We start from the raw sequence: 16,900 nt of genomic DNA on the forward strand, positions 1-16,900 counted from the left end.
CGCATGACCGCCACCCTCGTCGCCCGCGGCCTCGCCGCGGCCCACGCCGACCGCACCCTGTTCTCCGGCCTCGACCTCGTGGTCGCTCCCGGGGACGTCGTCGGCCTCGTGGGTGCGAACGGTGCCGGGAAGTCCACGCTGCTCTCGTTGCTCGCCCGCGTCCAGCCGCCAGAAGCGGGGGCCGTGACGCTCTCCCCGGCCGACGCCCTCGTCGGGTGGCTCCCGCAGGAGGTCGAGCGCGTGCCCGGCGAGACGATCGCCGCGCACCTCGCCCGCCGCACAGGCGTCGCAGACGCCCAGGCGGAGTTCGACGCGACCGCGAGCGCCCTCGGTGACGGCCTCCCCGGAGCAGACGACGCCTACGCCGCCGCGTTCGACCGCTGGATGGCGATCGGCGCCGCCGACCTCGGCGAGCGCACCGGCGCGGTCCTTGCCGACCTCGGCCTCGACCTGGACGACGACCACCTCATGACAGGTCTCTCCGGTGGTCAGGCGGCGCGCGTCGGCCTCGCAGCCCTGCTGCTCTCCCGCTTCGACGTCCTCCTGCTCGACGAGCCGACGAACGACCTCGACCTCGACGGGCTCGCCCGCCTCGAAGCCTTCGTGTCGTCGCAGCGCACCGGTGTCGTCGTGGTGAGCCACGACCGTGAGTTCCTCGCGCGGTGCGTGACGCGCGTGGTCGAGCTCGACCTCGCTCAGCAGCAGGTGGCGGTGTACTCGGGCGGCTACGAGGCGTACCTCGACGAGCGTGCGACGGCCCGGCGTCACGCCCGCGAGAGCTACGACGAGTACGCCGACAAGAAGGCGGGGCTCGAAGGGCGCGCGCAAATGCAGCGTGGCTGGATGGCCAAGGGCGTGCGCAACGCGGTCCGCAAGGGCGACCCCGACAAGCACATCCGGGCGGCGCACCGCGAAGGCTCAGAGAAGCAAGCGGCCAAGGCCCGGCAGACAGAACGCATGATCGAGCGCCTCGACGAGGTCGTCGAGCCGCGCAAGGAGTGGGAGCTGCGCTACGAGATCGCCGCCGCACCGCGTGGGTCGAGCGTCGTCGCGACGCTGCGCGAGGCCGTCGTGACCCTGGGTGGGGCCGACGGCCCGGATACGCAGAGCGCCGCGCCGTTCACCCTCGGCCCGGTCTCGCTCCAGGTCGACGCAGGCGACCGGGTCGCGATCACCGGCGCCAACGGCTCCGGGAAGACGACTCTCCTGCGCGCGCTGCTCGAGCGGGTCCCCCTGACGAGCGGCACGGCGTCGCTCGGCGCGAGCGTCGCGATCGGTGAGGTGGACCAGGCGCGCAGCCAGCTCGGCGAGGGCGCAGAGACCTCCACCCCTGCTCCCCTGTTCGACGCGTTCGCGCGCCTCGTGCCGGACTGGCCCGAGTCCGAGGTGCGCACGCTCCTGGCCAAGTTCGGGCTGCGTGCCGCACACGTGCTGCGTCCCGTCCGGTCGTTGTCCCCGGGCGAGCGCACCCGCGCCGCGCTGGCGCTCCTCCAGGCGCGCGGCGTCAACCTCCTCGTGCTCGACGAACCGACCAACCACCTCGACCTGCCGGCGATCGAGCAGCTCGAAGAGGCCCTCGAGTCCTACACCGGCACCCTCCTGCTGGTGACGCACGACCGCCGCATGCTCGACGCCGTGCAGGTCAACCGTCGGTGGGCTGTCGCTGGAGGCCGTGTCACGGAAGAGTGAGCCCATGAGCACGCCGAACCCGACCGCGACGCACCCGACCTCGATGCCCACGCCCTCGTGAACCCTGTCCTCGAAGCCGGCGCGTGGGGACTGGTCGGCGGGGCCGCCCTCGTCCTCGGCGCAGCCGTGGCCTGGTTCGTCCGGGTACCGGCCACGGTGACGGCGACCGTCATGGCGTTCGGCGCTGGTGTGCTCGTCTCGGCGCTCGCGTTCGACCTCATGGACGAGGCTGCCGACACCGGCGGCATCGGGCCTGCAGCGCTCGGGTTCCTCGCCGGTTCGGTGACGTACGTGCTCGCGAACGTCGAGCTCAACCGTCGCGGCGCCCGGCACCGCAAGCGTTCTCGGGGCAAGCAACCGTCGGAGGAGGAGCAGAGCGGCAGCGGTGGTGCCATCGCGATCGGTGCGCTGCTCGACGGCATCCCAGAGTCTGTGGTTCTCGGGGCGAGCCTCCTCGGCGGGGGCGGGGTGAGCGTCGGGGTCGCCGTCGCGGTGTTCCTCTCCAACGTTCCTGAAGGCTTGTCGAGCGCTGCCGGGATGAAGGAGGCCGGCCGCAGCGCCCGCTACGTGTTCGGCGTGTGGTGCTCGATCGCAGCGATCAGCGGGCTCGCCGCCGCGGCCGGCTATGCCTTCCTCGGCGACGCGTCACCTGAGGTCGTCGCGATCATCACGGCCGTCGCCGCGGGCGCGATCCTCACGATGGTCGCGGACACGATGATCCCCGAGGCGTTCGAGCGTGCCCACGTCCTCACCGGCCTCATCACCTCCGCGGGCTTCCTCCTCGCGTTCACGGTCTCCCGCCTCGGAGGCTGACCCAAGCATGCGTCAACGTATAGTTGACACATGACCGAACAGGAAGCACGCACCCTTCGCGACCACCTCGCTGCTGCCCTCGACGCCGCGGCGCCTGGAGTCGACGCCCGTCTCGACACAGATCCGCAGGCACACCTCGACCTCGTAGCGGTCACACAGAAGGCCACGACCGAGACGGACGCGTTGCTGCGCGCAGCGGTCGACTCCGCCCGTGGTGCGGGCTGCACGTGGGAGCAGATCGGCGGGGTCCTGGGCATGACCCGTCAGGCGGCGCAGCAGCGCTATGGTCGCCGCTCCGAGGATCTCGTCGCTACGGGTCCACACACCATGACGCTCGCTCCGCTGACCGCCTTCAACGAGATGCGCGTCCTGGAGCGGGCAGGTCACCACGGGTGGCACTCCATCGGGTATGGCGCCTTCTTCCATGTGGTGACGCACTCCGAGCAGCAGTGGGAGCACGCACGCACCACCTTCCGGTCCGGGGCCCCGTCGGGCGAGGGCTGGGAGAAGGTCGGCGCCGGGTGGGGCTGGTGGACCTACTACGCCCGGCCGCTCACGAGCACCGCGCTGCCTGGCCCCGACGACGTCCGCGACCTCCTGGACGGCTGAGCGTTCCTCGGCCCAGCGCTCAACCTGCGGCAGGCGTCGGGGAGAGCTGATCCTGGAGCGCCTTCAGGTCGGCGACCAGCGCCTCGATCCGGGCCCGCTCGGCCGTTGCTGCTGCTTCTGCTGCCACGAGCGCGGCCTCGCGCTCGGAGAGGTTCGCTGCGTCGCGCGACAGGAGACCCGCGGCAGACGTGAGGGTCTCCGCAGCAGCCGCCATGGGCAGGTCGGTCCCGTCCCACCACACCCAGGCCAGCCGCAACCGTGACCGTTGGTCCGCGGACATCGCTGCGACCTCGGCGGCCTTGGCGTCGTACGACTCCTCGTAGTACGCGACGGAAGCGCGGTCCGCATCGAGCTGTGCGCGCTCCTGCGCGTTCACCGTCTCCTGGGGAGCCGCCGCGGCCCAGGCTGCCTCGATCTCGGTGCTCATGTCGTCGAGCGCTCCCTGCCAGGCGGTGTGCACCGCGACGAGGGCCGCGCGGTCCTCGATGAAGCGCCCGTAGACCTCCTCGAGCCCGGGCGCCAGGCCGCCGTCACGCCAGAGCAGCGTCCCGACATAGGCGAAGAGCTCCGTCGGACGGTTCTCCGCGTTCTCTCCGACGGACCCGGCGATCTGCTCGAGGATCGGATCGTCGGCCGCGACGGTCGCCACCTCGGCTTCGAGGAGCGGTTCGAGCTCGTCCTGCTCGGCACCCGTGAGCCGGTCCCACGCCGCGTGCAGAGCCTCGTGCGCTGCCGTCTCGACGACGAATCCGTAGAGTCGCGGGTCCGTCGGCGCATAGAGCACGATCCCCCCTGTCCCACCGGAGTAGCAGCCCACCACCTCGGAGCGCGGGAACAGCGACGCCGCGTGACCGTCGGTGCACCGCCCAGCGAAGGCCTCCGCGTCGAGGAGCTCTGGTTGTGTGGCGTAGAAGATCTCGCGTCCCTCGTCGGAGAGGTGCGCGGCGTCAGCGAGAGCGACGACCTCGGCGGTCGGCGGCATCCCTGACGCGACGGCGACCGAGTCGACACCTGGCAGCGCGTCGAGCGCCGTGGCGATGCTGCTCGGCAGCCCGCCTGCCCCGTTCGTCAGCCACCAGGAGCTGCCGAGCGCAGCGACGACGACGAACGTCGCGAGCGGCACCACGCGACCGCCACGATGCCCAGACGACCGTCCTGTCCTCTGCGTCCGCCGGCGAGACCTGGCATGGGTTGGTCGACCAGCACGCTCTGGTCGGCCAGCATGCTCTGGTCGGCCAGCATGCTCTGGTCGGCCAGCATGCTCTGGTCGGCCAGCATGCTCTGGTCGGCCAGCATGCTCTGGTCGGCCAGCATGCTCTGGGGCTGCTGCGACCCGCGTCGCCTCGTCGAGCGCCCACTGCGGCACACGCCCGGAGGGCGAACGAGGAAGGTCGTCTGGGGTAGAGAGCACACCCTCAGTATCGACGGCCAGCCTGTGGACATGAGAATCGAACACGCCGTCGCGTGACTCATGCCACTGCTGCCACTGCCACAACGACGAACGGCCCCACTCTCTCGAGTGGAGCCGTAGGTGCTAGATGTGCGCCCGGAGGGATTCGAACCCCCAACCTTCTGATCCGTAGTCAGATGCTCTATCCGTTGAGCTACGGGCGCGTGATGCAGACCGGTGCGAACACCGACCGACGAGAACATTACCGTGCTGCCGCACAGATCCCAAACCGATCCCACGTGACGCCCGCCACCCGACCGTCAGGCGGCCGTTTCGCCAGCCCCGCGCACGACGAAGGGCCCCGGTCATCGACCGGGGCCCTTCGTGAAGCGGAGACGGAGGGATTCGAACCCTCGGACGGGTTTCCCCGTCACCACCTTAGCAGGGTGGCGCACTAGACCGGGCTATGCGACGTCTCCTCGAGCACCCACGGAGGACAGATCTTCTGCGGGCTGTGCAAGGGTACCTGCCAGGCAGTCCCCACAGCAAAACGGACGTCAGCGCGGCGCCCGCGTCCACGACCGGTCGGTAACGGTGCGGGCGATGGTCAGCCCGATCGCCAGCGCGACGACGATGAACGTCGCCTGCACCCCGAACGCGAGGGCCTCGACCGTCTGGCCGTCGTTGAGGAAGTAGATCGCACGGTACGCCGCCGCGCCCGGCACCATGATGACCACGGCAGGAACAGACAGCGTGATCCGCGGGACGTTCATCCGAGGCGCGACGAGGTTCGCGAGAACACCGACCAGGAGCCCCGCGAGGCACGCAGCCCCCTGCGGGATGATGCCGAGGTCGATGATCTCCAGCCGGAGCGTGTTCGCGACCATCCCGATGAGGGCCGCAGCGAGAGCGACCCGCCACCGGCTGTTGAAAAGCAGGGCGAACCCCCACACCCCGGCCGCGCTGGCCGCGAGCCGCAGGCCGGTCTCCAGCGCGGTCGACAACGACAAGGGCTCAGCCGGGTTAGGGGTGAGACCCATGACCGCGGAGACAGCCCACACGCTCAGCGCCGCGGACGTCATGATCATGAGCGCGTAGGTGAGCCGCGAGACGCCCGCCGAGAAGTCGAGCCGTGACAGGTCCAGGCCCGCAGTCACCAGCGGGAACCCCGGGACGAGGAAGAGGACCGCCGAGATGTAGCCGCTCTCGTGGATGGACGAGACGACACCCGCCTGGAACAGGACGTTGACGATGCTGAGGTAGACGACGCTCGCGATCGCCGCCGACAGCATCGTCACACCGAGCTGGTTGTACCCCCGGTGCAGCAGCGCGCGCCGTGTCAGCTGCCCCAGGCCCGCCCCGAAGAAGACGACGAGGACCTCCACCGGCCCACCGTTGTTGAGGAACGCGAAGGCTGCGCACGCGATGGCCGCGAAGAGCGCGTTGGGCACAGGGCCGTAGAGCGGCGGGGTCGCTTGGATCTCGTCGAGCCGACGCTCCAGCTCCTCCGTGGAGAAGCCGGGCGCGAGGCTCGCGCACAGGCGCTCGAGCGCGGCGATCCGTGCGGCGTTCACGCCGATAGCGGGGCTCTGGACCACCTCTGTGCGGAAGATCGGACCACGGTGGCACGTCGCGGTGATCTCGTTGACCGTCACCTGCGCCTGCACGCTGTCGATACCGAACGCGCGCCCCACCTGGTGCATGGCGATCTTCACGCGGTAGCTGCCGCTCCCTGCGCTGAGGAGCATGGTCCCGACCCGCAGGACGAGCCGTGACTGGCGGATGAAGCCGACGGGTTCGAGGGCGTCTTCGAGCGTGCCGGGGCTAGCGGGATCTGTCACCCGACCATCATCTCCCGATCCGGGGCCAGATCAGTATCTCGCGAACACCTGTGTCGCCCACGCCGTCCCCGCAGCATCGACGTGATATCCGATCCCGACGTCCGTGTAGGTCGACCCCAAGATGTTCTTCCGGTGACCAGGGCTGTTCATCCAGTTCGTGTGGATGGTGCCCGCGAGGTCGGCGTAGCCGCCGGCGTACGCGATGTTCTCGGCCAAGGCGCGCCACCCAGCCGGGATCTGCGTCGACACCGACGGGTTGTGCACCATCGCACCGGTCGCCGCCATGTTCGCGCTCCACGACTGCGCCACGGCCGCGAGGCTGTCGTTGTACGCCAGAGCCGGAAGCCCCGCCGCGGCACGGGAGCTGTTGAGCGCCGAGAAGAGCGCCTGCGTCCCGGCGCTGTTCGGCGCACCAGAGGCGATCGCGACGGTCGCGGCGGCGGCTACAGGCTCGGACACTGGCGCAGGAGGGGCTTCGGGGGCAGGCGCCGGCGCCTCGGGGGGTTCAGGCGCCGGAACAGGCTGCGGTACCGGCTGTGGAACATTCTCAGGCTCCGGAGCCGGAACCGGGGCAGGCGCCAGCGTCGCCTCGACAGGCACGGCCGGCGCCTCGACCGCCGGAGGCGGATCGACGGGGGCCGGGGCAGCCGTAGCGACCTGTGAGTCGTGACGTGCTGGGTCAGGCGACGAGGCATGGGCCCGCTCGAGGGCGACCTCCAGTGCCGGCGCCTCGGCTGAGGTGGCCGCAGAGCCCGCAGACAAGAGCGTCAGAACGAGCACGGACGTTGCGACGGCGATCGTGGACTTCACGCGGTTCTCTCCCCCTGTCGATACGCATCCCCAGAGCAGATGACCGATATGCGGCCCTTCTGCAGTTCTGGGCAAACGTTGCTCGTCTTACCATCGACGGAGACGGGGCGACTCGCGAGCCCCTGGGCCAAACTTCACCCGCTCCACGCACGACGACGCCCCTCCCCCAGCAGGCTGGGAAAGGGGCGTCGACATGGTCCGCGGCGGAGGGCGAGGGATTCGAACCCCCGGTTACTTTCGCAACAACGGTTTTCAAGACCGTCACATTAGGCCGCTCTGTCAGCCCTCCATGGTGGTGCCGTGCAGCTCCTGGTCAGGGGCAGCACAGAGCACACAGTGTGACATGGCGGACCATCAGGGATCGAACTCGTCTCGCTGCGTGCGCGACGACCCGGTCCGGGGTGGTGAGAGGTCAGGCGGCGCGCAGCTGCTGCATGGCGTGCTGCACGAGGGCGATGAGGGACTGCTTCGTCGCCGCACGTGACCGCGCGTCCGTGTAGAGCATCGGCACGTGGGCTGGGATCTGGAGCGCCTCGCGAACGTCCTCGAGCCGGTGCTTTGCCACACCGTCGAAGCAGTTCACACCGACGACGAACGGGATACCACGCGACTCGAAGTAGTCGACGGCCGGGAAGCACTGCTCCAGACGGTCGGTGTCCACGAGCACGACAGCTCCGATCGCACCGCGCACCAGGTCGTCCCACATGAAGAGGAAGCGGTCCTGGCCCGGCGTCCCGAACAGGTACAGCCACAGCGAACCGGGCAGCTCGATGCGACCGAAGTCCATCGCCACGGTCGTCGTCGTCTTGCGGTCAGACACGCCACCTGCGTCATCGACCCCGACCGAGTGCTCGGTCATGGCGGCCTCGGTGTTGAGCGGCTCGATGTCAGAGATCGAACCGATGAAGGTCGTCTTTCCGACGGCAAAGCCACCTGCAACAACGATCTTGACGACGGTGGGTGCACCTGCAGGCTTGGGGGGCGTCGCCGTGGGGGCGTTCGCGTTGCCGCTAGAGGGCGGAAATACCATTGAGAACACTCTCCAACACACTCAGGGACAGAGCCGGGTTCTGGCCGTGACCGGTGTGAACATTAACGGGCGTTGACGTGTGGATGGTGAGGAACCCATCGTCGGCTAGGTCGGCGATGAGGATCCGCACCACGCCGAGGGGCATCCGCAGCAGAGCGGAGACCTCGGCGATCGACACGTAGTTGTGAGCGGCGTGGCTGAGGATCGATCGCTTCTCCGGGGGAAGCCCACGGCTGTCCACAGCCCCTGGCATAACCTCGATCAGCGTCTCGAGAGGCAAGCTAGAGGTTGCAGAACGTACGCGTCCACCAGTCACAGCGTAGGGGCGCACGGTCGCGGCCTCGAAGTGCTCGCCATCCATCGCGTGCGAGTTCGACGTGAAGTTCGACATAGTTCTGACCTACCTCATCCGATCGGCGCTCGAATTGCTCCGTCAACGGGAAGGCTACCCCGCATCTCTGAGATAAGCTGCGGCGTCAGCGTCGCTTCTGTACGAGAGACGAGCATTGCCATCTCATAGCCGATAAGTCCCACGTCACAGGTCGAGTCGGCGACTGCGGCAAGCACAGAGCCGTTCGAGACGTTCATGAGGAACAAGAATCCGTTGTCCATCTCGATGATGGCCTGGCGAACGGCACCGCCGTTGAGCTGGCGGGACGCACCTCGGGTCAGGCTCGACATACCAGAGACGATGGCGGCCAGCTGGTCACCGCTCGTCCGGTCAAGGTTCTCCGACATGGCCATGAGAAGCCCGTCGGCAGACACCACCAGTGTGTGACGGGTGCCTGGAACAGTCCTGACGAAGTTGTCGAGCAACCAACCAAAGTTCGTCGCCTCAGTGCTGAGAGCGCTCACGCTTCCTCCTTTTCCGATGCCTCAGTGGCGATTGATCAACGCGGCCGGGGCGCCGAGTCGGGAACAGTATTCATCACGGTGCCGTCATCCGATGTCCGGTGATCAGCACCTCGGTTGTCAGCTGTTTCGGCACCCGGCGTCTGACGACCACGTGATGTGGCCGACTGGAACGCCGAGAGTCGGGATCGAAGCTCTGCCGCGTCGCGGCTGATCTTCTGCGAGGCCACGTCGTCGGTGGAAGCCGCGACCTGCCCACGTGTCCGGCGGGTCAGCCCGCCGGCCTGGTCCGTGTCGACTGCTGCCGGACGATATGCCGACAGCTGGCTCAACTCGGAAAGTGCTTGTTCCTGGATGTTCGACCGCATGGCGAGCATCGAGGCGATGTCCCCGTTGATCTGGCTCGGGGGTGTCCAGCTCTCGCCGGCGTCCCCGCCACTCGACGGAAGATCTGTGTGGGGAACCGGCGCCGCGGGGGACTGCGGTGCAGCTCCAGGACGGTGCGGGCTCCACATGTTGCCGCGCGCGTCGTTCGCGGACGGCGGACCGACGCGCAGCGACTGCGGTGCAGCCTGGTCGGCAGCGAACGGGGCGAACTGCTGAGCCCGCATCGTGCCGCTGACCTGCTGGTCGTCACCCCGGTCGTTCGACGGCACGTAGCTCTGGGAGCCTCCCGTCGAACGGTCCGTCCCGGTCGAGCCGTGGTCGGGCTCAGGTACGAACATCGGGCGGGGAGCCTGCATGGCAGCGACCTGCTGCACCGGGACCTCGGCCGTGGCAGGTGGCTGCTCGTCGTCACCGCGGCGGCGGAGCCACGCGAACGGTCCACGTCGAGAAGCCTCGGCCGTGTGTCGCGCGTTCCCGCGCCGGGTCGGCGCATCAGCGACGACGTCAGCGAAGCTCGGGAGCGTCGGTGTGTTCGCGACCGTCGGCGCCCACTGCGGGGACTGCTCGTCCTGAGCGCTCGGCTCTGGTCGGGCCGACTCCGGTCGACGTGGGGTCTCGCCCTGCTGCGGGTATGTGGGCTCGCGGCGCTGCGTGGGCTCGAAGGGGCGCTCAGCCTCGACACGCGGCTCTGCCGGACGGTACTGCTCCGGCGGACGCTGCGGCTCGATCGGGCGCAGAGGCTCGATCGGCCGGTAGGCTTCCTCGGCGGGCTGGCTCCGAGGCGTGGAGTCGCCGAAGGCGCCTCTCGTCCTCAGCGGTGCAGCTGCCTGGGGTGCGACGGGGGCTGCGGGCGCCTCAGGCGAGGCCAGCGGCTCGAAGCGCTCGACGGGCTGGAAGCCGCGCGACTCCTGGTAGGCCTGGACCTGTGCAGCCGTGCGTGTCGGCGGTTCGACCGGCGCGTCACGGTTCTCAGAGCTGCCCAGCGGCTCGAAGCGCTGGACGGGCTCGAAGATCTCAGGCTCAGCCTCACGCTGGACGGGAGGGGCGACTCGCGGCGGCGGGCTGCCGAACGACGGAAGCGGCTCGAACTGCTGCACGGGCTCGAACGTCGACTCGTCGCTGTCAGCCTGAGGCTGCCACTGAGGCTCCTCCACCTGCCACGCGAGCTCGTCCTCGTCCGGCTGGAGGCCGGGGACGACCATCGGGCGCTGCGGCTGCTCAGGCTCGACGGGTGCGGGGACCTCGAAGTGCAGGCCTGCCGTCGACGGTGCGCTGTGCTCGACGCGGTCGACGTGCTCGTCGACGGGGGCGTAGGCGTCGGGCTGAGAGTACTGCGAGTCGAACTCGCCCAGCTCAGACACGGGGACCGGGTCGTGCTCGTCGATCGTGTACTGGGACCGGGTGAGCTCCGAGGGGTCGAAGCGGCTCTCGCTCAGCTTGCCGCCACCGGACATCGGCGACTCGTGCTGGAGGCCACGCTCGGGTTCGGGCTCAGGCTCCGGAGCGACGGTCTCTTCGCGAGGTTCGTCGTGCTCGACCGGCAGCTCTGTCGGCGCGTCAGCCTCGACCGAGCTCCGGGTGCGGAACTTGTTGAACATCGCGCTACGACGTTCGCCGTCGAGGATGGGCTCGTCCTGCACGGGCTCGAGGTGCCCGAACGAGACGGGAGCCTCGGTACCGCGTGCACGGCTCGGGAGGCCGAGCGGGAGACGCTCTCCGAGCGCCTGGGGCGGGCTCCAGTTGAGGTCTCCGGGGCTCGAGAGGTCGATCGCCGGGTTGGCGGACTCGAGCGGAGGCAGGACCATCGCGCTCTGGGTGTCCGACACGTCAGGCGTGCTGGCGACGGCCGGCGTCTCGGTGGTGCTCGACGAGCTGCGACGACGCGGCATGCCGACGCTCGTGGCTCCGTCGGTGAGCGCCTCGAGGTCGACGGGCACAGCCATCTCGGCCTCGGGGGCCATCCACTGCTCGGTCGCCTGGCGGTTCGAGGCGCTCAAGGGATCTGTCGGTCCCTGGAGCGGCACGTCGCTGTCGTCGACGAAGAGGCCTGCCGGGAAGGAGACCGTGGCCACCGTTCCTGCGCTGCCGTCGCTCGCACGAGCGAAGAGGACATGGGCGCCGAGACGGTCGGAGAGCCGGCCGACCACGAAGAGGCCGAGGCGCTGGACACCGATGACGTCGGACGCGGAGCGGGACGCGACCTTGATGTTCGCGGCCTCGATGTCCTCGGGGCTCATGCCGAGGCCGTGGTCGCGGACCTCGACGGTGACGTAGCGGGACGTCCGGTTCGTCGTGACCTCGACGGGCGAGTGCGGCTCGGAGAACATCGTCGCGTTCTCGAGGAGCTCGGCGATGAGGTGCGCGGCGTTGAGCGCGTTGTGCCCGAGGATGAGCGGGTCGGCCTCGAGGTTGAGTCGGACCCGGTCGTACAGCTCGATCTCGGAAGAAGCCGTGCGCACGACGTCGGAGACGGGCATCGGCTGGCGCACGCGTCGACCGGAGTCGATGCCGGCGAGCACGAGGAGCGACTCGGAGTTGCGGCGCATCCGGGTTGCGAGGTGGTCGAGGCGGAAGAGGTTGGCGAGGACGTTCGCGTCTTCTTCAGACCGTTCGAGCTCGTCGAGGAACGCGAGCTGACGGTTGAGGAGCACGTGGTCACGACGAGCCACGTTGACGAACATCTCAGCGATGGACCCTCGGAGCGCTGCCTGCTCACGGGCCACCTCGACGGTGGTCGAGTTGACGTCGTTGAACGCTGCAGCGAGCTGTCCCACCTCGTCGGTGGACTCGATCTTGATGGTCGTCAGCGTGAGCTCCGGGCCCTGACCGGGCACGGACACCTGCTCGACGAGCTTCGGCAGCTCGGCACGGACGTCCTGAGCAGCCTTGGCGAGGTGGCGCAGCGGGACGGTGATGCGGCGCGAGATGAACACGGCGATGAGGATCGACGCCAGCACGGTGATGACCGTGATGACGATCGTGTAGATGGCGACGGTCTGCGTGCTGGCGACCTCGTCAGCAGTGGCCGTACGGGCGAGAGCGGAGAGCTCCCCCTGCAGCGGTGCGAGGGTGTCGACCTCGAGGGCGGACTGGTCGTTCCAGGTCGACGCGAGAGCCGGGGTCATGCGCTCGGTCTCACCGGAGGTGAGGATCTGACGCATCGTGGTGTATTGACCACCCGGGCGTTCGACGAGGAGCCCGTCGATGTTCAGCGCAGAGACCGAGGACTCGGCCGTGTCACGGGTCGTGTCGGTCCCGGCGATGAGTGCGGCGGTGTTGCGCTGCTCGCTCTCGATCCCCTGCCCGGCCAGCGTGGTGGTGAGCACCTTCTGGACGAGGGGGATCTCGGCGCGGACCGCGTCGACCATCCGAGAGACGTCGGCGTAGGAGTCGAGGAACCCTGCGACGTTGCGGTCGGTGAGGTTGTCGGCGAGCGCCTGGGGGACCTTGAGGAACTGCAGGACGAGCGCTGAGTAGCGGGTCGTGACGACTGCAGACGTTCCAGCCTTGCGGTTGACGAAGTCACGCACCGAGGCGAGGAGCGTCTGGTTGTTCTCGCTCACGGAGATGAGGGTGATGGTCACCGTCGGGTCGAGACGGCTGATGTCGAGTCCGGCGTAGGCCTCTCGGAGGGTCCCGAGCTTCACGTTGGTCTCGGAGCGAGCCTCGGTCAGTGCGAGCGTGGCTTCGCGGCGAGCGTTGATGCTCTCGACCTCTCGGCCTACAGGTGCCTCGTTGAAGGCGACGGACGCTGCGCGCTCCGTCTGGAGCGCCGTGGTCACTTCCTCACCCATGTCGAGCAGGGCGACGACCTCTTCAGCCTGCTGCGCGACCTGGAGGTCCCGGATGGAGGAGAGCGAGAACACGGTTGCTGCGATGAACAGCACCAGCACCGGTACGGCGAGGGCGGCGAGAATCTTTCCTCGCACACTCAGTCTCCGGAGCATGTGCATCCCTTCATGTTGCTGTCTCTAGCCGTTGCGACGCTGCTGCCCGTACGAGGCGCTGCACGAGCGTCTTCGTTCGCAAGAGCACCATCGACCGACAACGGGGCTCTCTTAAGGAGAACGCCGGTCTTTAACCCGCTACTGACGCGCATCTCGCGACTACCGCCGAGTGGCCGTAGGGTGACAAGTATGCACGTGGTTGAAATCACAAGCTTCGGCGACCCCGACGTCCTGGTCCTCGCTGAGACCCTAGACCCTGTCCCTGACCGGGGAGAAGTCCTCGTGGCGGTCGCTGCCGCCGGAGTCAACCGCGCCGACATTCTCCAACGCCGAGGGCACTATCCGCCACCCCCCGGCGCGTCGGAATGGCCAGGCCTTGAAATCTCGGGGGTCGTGACTGCCGTGGGCGAGGGCGTGACCCGGTGGTCGCCCGGCGATCGGGTCGCCGGGCTGCTCGAGGGCGGCGGGTACGCCTCGATGGTCGTGGTGCCGGAAGGGCAGCTGCTCGCGGTGCCCGACCACGTCGATCTCGTCGATGCTGCGGCCCTGCCCGAGGCCGTGTGCACGGCGTGGAGCAACCTCGTGGACGCGGGCGGTCTCCAAGCGGGTCATCACGTCTTGGTGCACGGCGGCTCCGGGGGCGTCGGGACGGTGGCGGTCCAGCTCGCGACGGCGCTCGGCGCACACGTGCTCGTCACAGCACGGGACGCGGACCGCGTCGAACGGTGCCGCGCGCTCGGCGCCCAGGACGGTCTCGTCTACCAGCGGCCCGACGGCGTGGACTTCGCGGACGAGCTCCCTGGCCTCGTACACGCAGCGACCGGGGGCCACGGCGCCGACGTCGTGCTGGACGTGGTGGGTGCGGCCTACCTCGACGCGAACGTGCGGAGCCTGGCCGTGGGAGGGACCCTCGTCGTCATCGGGACGCAGAAGGGGCAGCGCGGCGAGCTGGACCTCGGCCTGCTCATGGTCCAGCGGGCGCGGGTCGTGGGGACGACGCTGCGGGCACGTCCGCGCGACGAGAAGGCTCGCATCGTCGCGGACGTCGCCGCCACGGCATGGCCTATGCTCGACGACGGACGCCTCCGACCTGTCGTCCATGCTCGGCTGCCTCTCGCAGAGGCCGCCCAGGCACACCGTCTCCTCGACTCCGGCGACGTCTTCGGCAAGATCCTCCTCATCCCCTGACCTCCGGTACGCACGACGGGTCCGATGCAGCGCAGCGCAGGCACCCCCGGACCGACCCCGAGCACCGCACCGAGCACCGAGGTGACGACCCAGAGCACACCAGCGACGACCGAGGGTGACGCCACGCCCTCCCGCACGGTCATCGAAGAACCCGCGAAGGTCCTGCGGATCGGCGACCTCATCGAGCGACTGCTCGGTGAGGCGCGCAGCGCACCTCACCCAGGGCAGCACGGCCTCCACGCTGCCCCCAGGGCTGTCCACGAACGGCACCGGGGGTGGGGCGCCTGATGCGCGCCCCACCCCCGGTCAGTACCTCTGACAGGCTCAGCCCTTGACGGACCCCGCGAGCATCCCGCGGACGAAGTACCGCTGGAGGGACAAGAACACGATGAGCGGGACGATCATCGATATGAAGGCTCCCGCGGACAGGATGTGCCAGTCGCCACCGCGCGAGCCGGCCATCTCCGCGACGCGCACCGTGAGCGGAGCGACGTCTGGTCGACCGCCGGCGAACGTCAGCGAGACGAGGAGGTCGTTCCACACCCACAGGAACTGGAAGATCCCGAACGACGCGATCGCCGGGACGAGCAGCGGCATGAGGACCTGGAAGAAGATCTTCACGTGGCCGGCGCCGTCCATGCGGGCCGCCTCCACGAGGCTCGAGGGGATCTCCTTCATGAAGTTGTGCAGGAGGAAGATCGCCAGCGGGAGCGCGAAGATCGAGTGCGAGAGCCACACGGTCCAGAACGTCTCCGTGAGACCCCAGCTGACGTACTGCTTGAGGAGCGGGATGAGCGTCACCTGGATCGGGACCACCTGGAGCGCGAACACCGCGACGAAGAGGATGTTCTTGCCCTTGAAGTCGATCCATGCGAACGCGTAGGCGGCCAGGAGAGCCAGGGTGATCGGGATGATCACCGCGGGCAGCGTGATGACGATCGAGTTGATGAAGTAGGTCGACAGGTTCGTCGAGCTGCCGAAGAGCGCGCTCTCGTAGTTGTCGAAGTTGAACCACGGGTGCGCGATCGCGGTCCACCAGCCGCTGCTCTTGATGTCCGCCTCGGGGCGGAAGGACGTGATGAGCAGGCCGACGGTCGGCGTCGTCCAGAGGACCGCGATGATCACCGCGGTGACGGTCGCCCACGGCGAGGTGAGCTTGCCCTTCGCGGCGATCGCACGCTTCTCGACCCGGGAGAGCTTCGTCTTTCGGTCGACGGAGCGCTGCGACCCGTCCACGTCGGTGAGCTTCACAGGAACCACGGGGTCGGTCATCGGATCTCCTCCGTGATGCGGAGCTGGCGGATGTTGTATACGACCAGCGGGATGACGAACACGAAGAGGATGACCGCGAGCGCAGCGCCGAGCCCGGCGTTGTTCTGGCGGAAGCTCTGCGTGTAGAACTCGTTCGCGACGACGGACGTGCCGAAGTTGCCGCCTGTCATCGTCCGGACGATGTCGAAGACCTTGAGCGTGCCCATCGCGATGGTCGTGACGACAACCACGAGCGCCGGCCGGATGCTCGGGACGGTGATGTACCGGAACATGCCCACGCCGCGCAGGCCGTCGAGCTGGGCTGCCTCGACGATGTCGTCGGGGATCGCCTTGATGGCGGCCGAGAGGATCGTCATCGCGAAACCGGTCTGGATCCAGATCATGACCGCGATGAGGAAGAACGTGTTCATCGGCTGGGTCAGCAAGAACTGCTGCGGCTCGAACCCGACCCAGACGAGGAGCTGGTTGAGCAGACCGGTCTGCTGGATGCCCTGCTGGTTCGGCTTGAACTCGTAGACGAACTTCCAGATGATCCCGGCCCCCACCATGGAGATGGCCATCGGGAGGAAGATGAGGCCCTTCGCGATCTTCTCGAACCGGGTCCGGTCGACGAGCACCGCGTAGAGCAGGCCGAGGAACGTCGCCACGAGCGGCACGCAGACGACCCAGAGGGCCGTGTTGCGCAGCACGAGCTGGAACGAGTCCTGCGTGAAGGCTCGGACGTAGTTGTCGAATCCGATGTACTCCGAGCCGGTGCGGTCGAAGAACGACGTGTAGATGGTCCGCAGCCCCGGGTACACGAGCCCGAACGCGAGGAGCAGGACCGACGGGCCGAGGAACGCACCGATGACCAGTCCCTTCGGCGGGTTCTTGGGGCGGTCGACCGCGAAGAGCACCACGCCCATCACGACGACGAACAAGAGAATCGCCACAACCATGAGAACGAGCTTCTCGGTCGTGGTGTTGGCGTGCAGCAGCCAGTCCATCGGAGCCTCCGTGCCACCCGCCGGCTAGGGCGGGATCAGTTCAGGTCAGACATGGGGTTCCCGGTCTCCCCGGGGGCCGTGCGGAC

At 68.6% G+C, this 16,900-nt stretch carries 15 protein-coding genes and 3 tRNA genes; 5 read left to right on the forward strand and 13 right to left on the reverse strand.

Features of this window, described 5'->3' with window-relative positions; translation table 11 throughout:
• The first annotated feature begins 3 nt into the window (after positions 1–3).
• From ATL42_RS12100 to ATL42_RS12110, 3 genes are read left to right on the forward strand one after another with little or no spacing between them, the layout of a single operon-like run.
• A complete protein-coding gene (locus ATL42_RS12100; RefSeq protein WP_098455566.1) occupies positions 4–1,689 on the forward strand; it encodes an ABC-F family ATP-binding cassette domain-containing protein in 1,686 nt (561 codons plus the stop codon).
• Positions 1,690–1,746: 57 nt separating this feature from the next.
• On the forward strand, positions 1,747–2,502 hold the full coding sequence (locus ATL42_RS12105) for a ZIP family metal transporter (RefSeq protein ID WP_098455567.1): 756 nt from the start codon (positions 1,747–1,749) through the stop codon (positions 2,500–2,502).
• Between the two features lie 30 nt (positions 2,503–2,532).
• Positions 2,533–3,111: a hypothetical protein gene (locus ATL42_RS12110; protein ID WP_098455568.1), complete on the forward strand. Its 579-nt coding sequence runs from the start codon at positions 2,533–2,535 to the stop codon at positions 3,109–3,111.
• Positions 3,112–3,130: 19 nt separating this feature from the next.
• Here ATL42_RS12110 and ATL42_RS12115 read toward each other — a convergent pair whose 3' ends face one another.
• From ATL42_RS12115 to ATL42_RS12165, 11 genes are all read right to left on the reverse strand, one after another.
• Entirely contained in the window at positions 3,131–4,237 is a 1,107-nt protein-coding gene (locus ATL42_RS12115) for a hypothetical protein (RefSeq protein WP_169925418.1), read from the reverse strand.
• A complete protein-coding gene (locus ATL42_RS12120) occupies positions 4,180–4,425 on the reverse strand; it encodes a hypothetical protein (protein WP_098455570.1) in 246 nt (81 codons plus the stop codon). The genes ATL42_RS12115 and ATL42_RS12120 overlap by 58 nt, the downstream gene beginning before the upstream one ends.
• Before the next feature lie 227 nt (positions 4,426–4,652).
• Positions 4,653–4,725 (reverse strand) — tRNA-Arg (locus tag ATL42_RS12125).
• A 166-nt stretch (positions 4,726–4,891) separates the two neighbouring features.
• Positions 4,892–4,980 (reverse strand) — tRNA-Ser (locus tag ATL42_RS12130).
• Between the two features lie 78 nt (positions 4,981–5,058).
• A complete protein-coding gene (locus ATL42_RS12135) occupies positions 5,059–6,342 on the reverse strand; it encodes a threonine/serine exporter family protein (protein WP_245862507.1) in 1,284 nt (427 codons plus the stop codon).
• 30 nt (positions 6,343–6,372) lie between these two features.
• Positions 6,373–7,152 carry a CAP domain-containing protein gene (locus ATL42_RS12140; protein ID WP_098455571.1) on the reverse strand — a complete coding sequence of 260 codons (780 nt, stop codon included), beginning with the start codon at positions 7,150–7,152 and terminating at the stop codon, positions 6,373–6,375.
• Between the two features lie 204 nt (positions 7,153–7,356).
• Positions 7,357–7,441 (reverse strand) — tRNA-Ser (locus ATL42_RS12145).
• A 123-nt stretch (positions 7,442–7,564) separates the two neighbouring features.
• Positions 7,565–8,182, reverse strand: coding sequence for a GTP-binding protein (locus ATL42_RS12150; RefSeq protein WP_098455572.1), 618 nt, complete (start codon positions 8,180–8,182; stop codon positions 7,565–7,567).
• Positions 8,163–8,573, reverse strand: coding sequence for a DUF742 domain-containing protein (locus tag ATL42_RS12155; protein WP_211281813.1), 411 nt, complete (start codon positions 8,571–8,573; stop codon positions 8,163–8,165). The genes ATL42_RS12150 and ATL42_RS12155 overlap by 20 nt, the downstream gene beginning before the upstream one ends.
• A 14-nt stretch (positions 8,574–8,587) precedes the next feature.
• Positions 8,588–9,037, reverse strand: a complete 450-nt coding sequence (locus ATL42_RS12160) for a roadblock/LC7 domain-containing protein (RefSeq protein ID WP_098455573.1) — start codon at positions 9,035–9,037, stop codon at positions 8,588–8,590.
• Between the two features lie 35 nt (positions 9,038–9,072).
• A complete protein-coding gene (locus ATL42_RS12165) occupies positions 9,073–13,350 on the reverse strand; it encodes a HAMP domain-containing sensor histidine kinase (protein WP_169925419.1) in 4,278 nt (1,425 codons plus the stop codon).
• 207 nt (positions 13,351–13,557) lie between these two features.
• Between ATL42_RS12165 and ATL42_RS12170 the strand changes: the two genes are divergently transcribed.
• Positions 13,558–14,556: an NAD(P)H-quinone oxidoreductase gene (locus ATL42_RS12170; protein WP_098455575.1), complete on the forward strand. Its 999-nt coding sequence runs from the start codon at positions 13,558–13,560 to the stop codon at positions 14,554–14,556.
• 24 nt (positions 14,557–14,580) lie between these two features.
• On the forward strand, positions 14,581–14,844 hold the full coding sequence (locus ATL42_RS16565; protein ID WP_098455576.1) for a proteasome activator: 264 nt from the start codon (positions 14,581–14,583) through the stop codon (positions 14,842–14,844).
• A 36-nt stretch (positions 14,845–14,880) separates the two neighbouring features.
• Here ATL42_RS16565 and ATL42_RS12180 read toward each other — a convergent pair whose 3' ends face one another.
• Both ATL42_RS12180 and ATL42_RS12185 read right to left on the reverse strand, forming a co-directional pair.
• A complete protein-coding gene (locus tag ATL42_RS12180; RefSeq protein ID WP_098455577.1) occupies positions 14,881–15,828 on the reverse strand; it encodes a carbohydrate ABC transporter permease in 948 nt (315 codons plus the stop codon).
• Positions 15,825–16,814 (reverse strand): carbohydrate ABC transporter permease, encoded by a 990-nt coding sequence (locus tag ATL42_RS12185; protein ID WP_098455578.1) that lies wholly within the window; start codon positions 16,812–16,814, stop codon positions 15,825–15,827. Before ATL42_RS12185 ends, ATL42_RS12180 begins: the two co-directional genes overlap by 4 nt.
• Positions 16,815–16,900 lie beyond the last annotated feature (86 nt).

The organism is Sanguibacter antarcticus, assembly GCF_002564005.1.
Lineage (GTDB): Bacteria > Actinomycetota > Actinomycetes > Actinomycetales > Cellulomonadaceae > Sanguibacter > Sanguibacter antarcticus.